9 protein-coding genes are annotated in these 6,743 nt (G+C 67.4%); 5 read left to right on the top strand and 4 right to left on the bottom strand.

Translation table 11 applies throughout. The features are described from left to right. Nucleotides 1-40 precede the first annotated feature (40 nt). The gene (locus ACGFYQ_RS40565) at nt 41-883 is read right to left on the bottom strand and encodes an IS5 family transposase (protein WP_393752171.1); all 843 of its coding nucleotides are present in this window, start codon (nt 881-883) and stop codon (nt 41-43) included. A 472-nt stretch (nt 884-1,355) separates the two neighbouring features. On the opposite strand from ACGFYQ_RS40565, the gene pip reads away from it, so the two are divergent. From pip to ACGFYQ_RS40550, 3 genes are all read left to right on the top strand, one after another. Next, nucleotides 1,356-2,318: a prolyl aminopeptidase gene (gene pip, locus ACGFYQ_RS40560; RefSeq protein WP_393752169.1), complete on the top strand. Its 963-nt coding sequence runs from the start codon at nt 1,356-1,358 to the stop codon at nt 2,316-2,318. Between the two features lie 112 nt (nt 2,319-2,430). Further along, nucleotides 2,431-2,982 (top strand): hypothetical protein, encoded by a 552-nt coding sequence (locus ACGFYQ_RS40555; RefSeq protein WP_141632045.1) that lies wholly within the window; start codon nt 2,431-2,433, stop codon nt 2,980-2,982. A gap of 92 nt (nt 2,983-3,074) precedes the next feature. Next, the gene (locus ACGFYQ_RS40550) at nt 3,075-3,803 is read left to right on the top strand and encodes an HAD family hydrolase (RefSeq protein WP_393752167.1); all 729 of its coding nucleotides are present in this window, start codon (nt 3,075-3,077) and stop codon (nt 3,801-3,803) included. A 60-nt stretch (nt 3,804-3,863) separates the two neighbouring features. On the opposite strand, the gene ACGFYQ_RS40545 is transcribed toward ACGFYQ_RS40550, so the two are convergent. Then, nucleotides 3,864-4,430, bottom strand: a complete 567-nt coding sequence (locus tag ACGFYQ_RS40545) for an IS5 family transposase (RefSeq protein ID WP_393752165.1) — start codon at nt 4,428-4,430, stop codon at nt 3,864-3,866. After that, complete coding sequence (locus ACGFYQ_RS40540) at nt 4,349-4,645, bottom strand: transposase (RefSeq protein WP_393752163.1); 297 nt, start codon at nt 4,643-4,645, stop codon at nt 4,349-4,351. Before ACGFYQ_RS40540 ends, ACGFYQ_RS40545 begins: the two co-directional genes overlap by 82 nt. A gap of 136 nt (nt 4,646-4,781) precedes the next feature. On the opposite strand from ACGFYQ_RS40540, the gene ACGFYQ_RS40535 reads away from it, so the two are divergent. Beyond that, nucleotides 4,782-5,117 carry a transposase gene (locus ACGFYQ_RS40535; RefSeq protein WP_393752173.1) on the top strand — a complete coding sequence of 112 codons (336 nt, stop codon included), beginning with the start codon at nt 4,782-4,784 and terminating at the stop codon, nt 5,115-5,117. 11 nt (nt 5,118-5,128) lie between these two features. Here ACGFYQ_RS40535 and ACGFYQ_RS40530 read toward each other — a convergent pair whose 3' ends face one another. Beyond that, nucleotides 5,129-6,304 (bottom strand): ISAzo13 family transposase, encoded by a 1,176-nt coding sequence (locus ACGFYQ_RS40530; RefSeq protein WP_393752161.1) that lies wholly within the window; start codon nt 6,302-6,304, stop codon nt 5,129-5,131. 84 nt (nt 6,305-6,388) lie between these two features. Between ACGFYQ_RS40530 and ACGFYQ_RS40525 the strand changes: the two genes are divergently transcribed. Beyond that, nucleotides 6,389-6,676 carry a hypothetical protein gene (locus tag ACGFYQ_RS40525; protein WP_393752159.1) on the top strand — a complete coding sequence of 96 codons (288 nt, stop codon included), beginning with the start codon at nt 6,389-6,391 and terminating at the stop codon, nt 6,674-6,676. Nucleotides 6,677-6,743 lie beyond the last annotated feature (67 nt).

Genomic DNA, 6,743 nt, shown 5'->3' with positions numbered 1-6,743 from the left:
AAAGAGCGTTTTGTCCTGTCGATGGTGTTTGGTAAAGGGGTCAGCTGTCGCGCCAGTTCGGTGTGGATTCGCGGGTGAGGCGTCGACTCATGAGGTCGATCATCGCGAGGTGGATCATGGCTTCGGAGCGGTGCGGGTGGGCCTCGTAGTCGCGGGCGAGCCGGCGGTGGTGCATGAGCCATCCAAAAGTCCTCTCCACGACCCAGCGTCGCGGGATGACCTTGAAGCCTTTCTGGGTGGGGTCGCGGTGGAGGACTTCGACGTCGATGCCGAGGCGGGCGCCGTGGTCGATGGCCTTGTTACGGTAGCCGGTGTCGGCCCAGGCCTTGGTGATGCGGGGGTGGGCTGCGGCGATGTTCGAGAGCAGGTGGATGCCGCCGACGTTGTCCGAGACGCTGGCGGCGGTGACGAGGACGGCGAGGAGGAGGCCAAGGGTGTCGACGCCGATGTGGCGTTTACGGCCTGCGATCTTCTTGCCCGCGTCGATGCCCTGGCCGGTGGCGGGCACGTTCGCGGAGGTCTTGACGCTCTGGGCGTCCAGCACGCAAGCGGTCGGCTCGGCATCCCGGCCCTCGGCCTCCCTGACTAGTCGGCGGAGGAGGCCGTTGAGCTGCTCGAACACGCCGTCCTTCTGCCAGGCGGCGAAGTAGCCGTAGACCGTCTCCCACGGGGCGAAGTCGTGCGGCAGGTACCGCCAGGGGATCCCGGTTCGATCGACGTAGAGGACGGCGTCCATGATCCGACGCAGGCCGTGCTCGGGCGGCCGGCCGATATCCAGGCCCTTTCCTCTCCGCTCGGCCCGCCAGGCCGACAGAATCGGTTCGAGCAGTTCCCACCGGGCATCGGACAGGTCACTGGGATAAGGCCGCGGTCGTTGGCGCATGTTTCGGTAGTACTGCCGGCCGACGGCCCAAGACAGGGCGCAAACAGGGGTGAGCGGGGGCGCCTTGGGATCAGACAGGAGCGAAGGGACCGAAACAGACCTGCAGCAGCCGTCACCAGCCACACGCTTAACACCACAACCAGCCGCCTCAGCCACCCACCCAGATTCGAACCAAACACCATCGACAGGACAAAACGCTCTTTCAGTACCTGTTCCTGAGCCGTTCATGACAGGGGCGTCCCTGTGGATCTTGGGGATATGGATTGCCGGGGCTGCGGCCCGTTCCTCTGACGGACGACACCAGAACGTCAGTGGCTAACGGCACGAGCTGTCAGTGGTCAGCCACATGAGGCGTGTCAGTAGGCGCTGGCCGAGAGCCCAGCCCCGCCGATCGTGCAGGTGCCGGAGTCACCTCGGCCGTGTTGTCTACTACAAGGCCTTGTCCACATTTAGCTGCCAGGAGATCCGAAAAATGAGCGAGCTGTACCCACCGGTCGAGCCGTACGAGAAGGGGATGCTCGACGTCGGCGACGGCAACCTCGTGTACTGGGAGGTCTGCGGCAACCCGGACGGCAAGCCCGCACTCGTCGTCCACGGCGGTCCAGGATCAGGATGCGGGACCGGGGCGCGCCAGTACTTCGACCCGGACCGCTACCGGGTCGTCCTGTTCGACCAGCGCGGCTGTGGCCGCAGCACCCCCAACGCGAGCGATCCCACGACCGACATGCGGCACAACACCACTCAGCACCTGATCGCCGACATGGAGCGGCTGCGGGAGCACCTGGGTATCGACCGCTGGCTGCTGTACGGCGGCTCGTGGGGCTCCACCCTGATCCTGGCCTACGCCGAGACGTACCCGGAGCGGGTGTCGCAGATCGTCATCCCCGCCGTCACCACCACCCGGCGCTCCGAGATCGACTGGCTCTACCGCGGGGCGGGCCGGTTCTTCCCCGAGCAGTGGGAACGCTTCCTAGCGGGAGCTGGCGGCACACCGCGTGACGGTGACATCGTCGCGGCCTACGCACGCCTGATGGAACATCCCGACCCCGCAGTACGAGAGAAGGCCACAGCCGACTGGTGCGCCTGGGAGGACGCAGTCCTGTCCGGGGAAACGAACGGCACCTCCAACCCCTACGGCGACCGCCCGCCGACCGCGCAACTGGCCCTGGTCCGCATCTGCTCCCACTATTTCTCCCACGGCGCCTGGCTGGAAGAAGGCACACTCCTGCGCGACGCACACCGGCTGGCCGGCATCCCGGGCGTGCTGGTCCACGGCAGACTCGACCTGGCCGGCCCGCTCGACACCGCATGGGAACTCGCCCGCGCCTGGCCCGATGCCGAGCTGACCATCGTCGGCAACGCAGGCCATCTGGGCAGCGACACAACCCGCGCCCATGTACTCAAGGCACTCGACCGATTCGCTCGCCAGGAATGAGAAGCCGTTGTCGTACCGAACTTGATCGGCAGGTTTCCGCAGTTCAGGCATGATGCCGGCATGGCGAGGCATGCTCAGGCCGTTGGGTTGTCTCGTTGGTGGAGGTGCCGGGATGGCGTCGGTGGTGGGTCTCCTGGAGGAGCGGGAGCTGGCCGCGCGTGAGCGCGTGGAGGAGCTTCGGGAGGTGGCGGACCGGGTACTCGCTGAGCTCGCCGAAGCGGAGACGGCCTGGCACGAGTGGCTGATCGCCCGGCAGCGCGTTGGCGAGGTTCTGTCCGGGCCGCGGCCCGGACAGGCAGGTGAAGCTGGCCCGGGAGCCGGTGAGTCTTCCGGGTCGGAGCCCGCGACGAACGCGCCCGCCGAGGTTCCCCTACCGAGGGCCGCGCGATCGGGCTCGATCGTCCCGGTGTGGCGTCCCGCGCTTTCCATGGACGCGCTCGCTCCCCACTACCAGCGCATCCTCGCCACGCTCACCGAACAAGCATCCGGCGGGAAGCCAGTGATGTCCTGTCAGGAGATCACTGCTGTACTCGGACTGGAGCCGGTTCCGGCAAGTGTGGAAGGAGTTCGGTCGAAGATGAAGCGGCTGGCCGACCGGGGCTGGGCCGACGAGCCCACCCCGGGACGGTTCACGCTCGCCGCCGGGCCAGCCGGCGGCTCATGAGTATCGTCATCGACCACAGCACCATCTGCTCATGCACGGCGGGGCAGCGACTCGGTCTCGTCCTCGCGTGACCGCCAACGAAAGAGCAACCAATGCAACCGATTGTCCTATTCGACCTAGACGGCCTTTTGATCGACTCCGAGCCGATCTGGGACGCGGCAAAGCGTGAAGTGTTCGGTCCGCTTGGCCTGCACCTCACAACGGAGATGCAGGCGGCGACGCGCGGACTGCGGCAAAGGGACATGGTGGCCTACTGGTTCGATCGGGCCACCATTCAAGCCGACCCCGACGACGTCGAGCAGCAGATCGTGGCCGCCGTGTGCCGTGGGCTGGAGGGAGTGGCGCTGAAACCCGGCGCCGAACACGCCGTCGCGGCGTGCGCGCGTGCATCGAGGGCGATGGCCGTCGTGTCATCTTCGCCGGAGTCGGTGATTCGGCATGCGCTCGCGAGCACCGGCCTTGACCGATCTTTCGATGCCGTGTTTTCGGCCGAAGGCGACGAACACGGCAAACCCCACCCGGGCGCCTATCTCCGCGCAGCCGCCGCCCTCGGCGCGTCACCCGACGAATGCATTGTGATCGAGGACTCGCTCAACGGCGTCCTCGCTGGCGTGTCAGCCCAGATGACGGTCGTCGCCGTTCCCGAGGCCGCTGATCGCTGCGATCCTCGCTTTGCGATTGCCACTCTGGTACTGGAGTCCCTCAAGGATCTCGATACCTCTGTATTCGGCGCGTATGTGTCCGGGGGGAGCCGGGACGCCACGTGGGCATCGCGTGCTGCGGATCCTCAACCGTTCCGCGAACCAGATCGTGCTGTATGACGCCCTCGATCGTGGGTTCGGGCCTTCACGGATGAAGGCCCGAACCCACCTCGGGACGGTTCACGCTCGCCGCCGGGCCAGCCGGCGGCTCATGAGCATCGTCATCGACCACAGCACCATCTGCTCATGCACGGCGGGCAGCGTCTCGTAGTCGCGCACCAGGCGCCGCGAGCGCATCAGCCAGCTCAGCGTGCGTTCCACCACCCAGCGTCTGGGCAGTACCACGAACCCCGAGGCGTCGTCGCTGCGCTTGACGATCTCCAGAGCGAGCCCCAGTTGCTGCTTCGCCCAGCCGACCAGACGACCCGCGTAGCCGCCGTCGGCCAACACCAGGACGATCCTGCGATAGCAGGCCCGGACACGTTCCAGCAGCGGCATCCCGGCGTCCCGGTCCGTCACGTTCGCCGCGGTGACCATCACGGCCAGCAGCAGCCCCAGGCAGTCGACCACGATGTGCCGCTTGCGCCCCGGCACCTTCTTGGCCCCGTCGTAGCCGCGGGTGGCCGCCGGCACCGTGGCCGCCGCCCGCAGTGACTGCGCGTCGATCACCGCCGCGGTCGGCTCCGGATCGCGGCCGGCCTCCTCGCGGACCAGGCCGCGCAACCGGTCGTGCAGTTCCGCGAGCAAGCCCTCACACGCCACCGCCGCGCGAAGGCGTAGACGCGGTCCCACGCCGGGAAGCCGCCCGGCATCGCTCGCCAGGTGATGCCGCCCGCCACCAGATAGCGAACAGCGTCCAACATCTGTCGGTGGCAGTACCCCTCCGGCTGCCCGCCGCGCCCCTCCAGCCACAGTGGCACCGGCAGACAGTCGCGCACGAGGGCCCATTCCGCGTCCGTCATGTCCGACGGATAGCGCGGTGCACGTCCAGGGCGATCACCCGCGTTCCCGAACCGGTGAGCGAGGCAATCACACGATGGGGCAGCCCAGTTGGGGCCTTGCCCCCGGGTTTTGGACACCGGAGAGACTTGGATCTTGGTGGTCCAGGAGAACGGAGTTCCCGTGGGGATGAAGCACTATCCCGCCGAGTTCAAGGCGGACGCTGTCGCGTTGTACCGGTCGCGGCCGGGAGCGACGATCAGGTCGGTCGCGGCTGATCTCGGGGTGAACACCGAGACGCTGCGGAACTGGATCCGGGCCGCCGACGGGCACCGCCCCGGCGCGCACTCCTCGCCGCCGGCCGTTGCGCGGGCGGGCGGTGACGGCGTTCAGGCGGAGCTGGCCGCTGCCCGCAAGAGGATTCGCGAGCTGGAGGAAGAGCGCGACATCCTCCGCAAGGCGGCCCGGTATTTCGCGGGAGAGACGCGCTGGTGAGGAGCCGTAATTCAACTACTGCGTGAGTTGATGTTGTTGTCGTGGTGTTCGATCACGTGTTGCAGGGCTTCGAGTGTGCGGGGCGGGTGCGTTCGTGGGGTGAGGGCGGGAGTGAGATCGGTTCCGGCGAAGGCCAGCAGTGGCCTGCTCGTCGTGGCGTGGTAGCTCAGGGTGTTGCGGTCGTAGCCGAGGATCTTGCCCATCAGGGTCAGGGTGACGGTGTTGCGGCTTCTGAGCAGAGCGACCAGGATGCGGTGGCGGTGGTCGAGGATGCCGAAGCCGGGATTACGGCCTCGCCGGTCTCGCCCCTCCCTTTGGCGTTGGGCTTCGGCAAGGACCTGGCGGCACGGTTCGAGCTTGAGGGCGAGCTCGTCGAATCTTTCGCGTGTCAGGCCGGTCAGGGCGGGGTGGGTGAGGAGAAGGGTGGCCTCGGCTGGGACCGGTGGTCCCGACTCGTCGTATAGGCCTTCTGAAAGATGCTGGTCCGTGGCCTGTGGGACGATGGTGTAGTTCCATTCGCCGTGGAAGTCGTCGCGTCTGACCCGCCGGTCGGCGCTCGTGCGTTCGGCCCGGGAGAGGACGCGGCCGGTGGGATAAGCGTTCTCGTCCAGTGCGGCCGCGACGGTCAGACCGGTGCTGGTGCGGGTGGCCGAGATGGTCTCCAGCAGCACTTCGTAGCTGGTCAGAGGTTGCCCGCGCAGGCTGTGGGTGATCCGGGAGAACAGCCGGTGTTCCACTTTGTTCCATTTTGAAGTACCTGGTGGGAAGTGCATGACGGTGATGATCAGGCCGTACTCATCGGCGAGGCCGGCCAGGCCCATCTTGAACAGGCGGGAGTCGGCCGAGTTGGCCCCGCCGGAGTCGGCGGTCACCAGCAGACGGTCCACTCCGGGATAGTCGAGGCACCCCTGGACCGTCCACCAGCGGCGCAGGGATTCCACTGCGAAGGCAGCGGTGTTCCGGTCGGTGCCCACGTTCACCCAGCCACTGTCGCGCCCCAGATCGTAGATGCCGTATGGGATGGCGATCGGGGTGTCGGGGCGGCGGCCGTCGGCGGCCCGGATCCAGTTCCGCAGCGTCTCGGTGTTCACCCCGAGATCAGCGGCGACCGACTTGATCGTCGCTCCTGGCCGTGACCGGTACAACGCGACCGCGTCCGCCTTGAACTCGGCGGGGTAGTGCTTCATCCCCACGGGGACTCCGTTCTCCTGGACCATCAAGATCCAAGTCTCTCCGGTGTCCAAAATCCGGGGTCAAGGCCCAACCTCCGGATGGACTTCCTCATGCTGCTCCCGGGCACCCGGCGGGTGGTACTGGAGGTCGACGGCATGCAGCACTACACCCGCAACCGCGGAACCGAGCCCGACAGCGCGAAATACGCCGCCACCATGTCCGGGGACCGCGACCTGAAGTTCCGCGGCTACGAAGTGTTCCGGTTCGGCCACGACGAACTCCGCGACCGCGACCGCGCCCAGCCCCTGCTCGCCAGCTTCTTCGCCACGCTCCTTGACCGCCCACCCACCGGTCCGTCTCGGGTGCCGCTATCAGCCCAAGGCTGATCTGGGCTCCACTGTTCTGGTCAAGGCGCCGCCGGCGGCGCAGGCACTTGCAGGGGCGAGCGCCGAG

Origin of the sequence: Streptomyces sp. NPDC048258, assembly GCF_043201995.1 — a bacterium.
In the GTDB taxonomy this organism is placed as follows: Bacteria; Actinomycetota; Actinomycetes; order Streptomycetales; family Streptomycetaceae; genus Streptomyces.
This window is presented reverse-complemented; position numbering and strand designations above follow the sequence as displayed.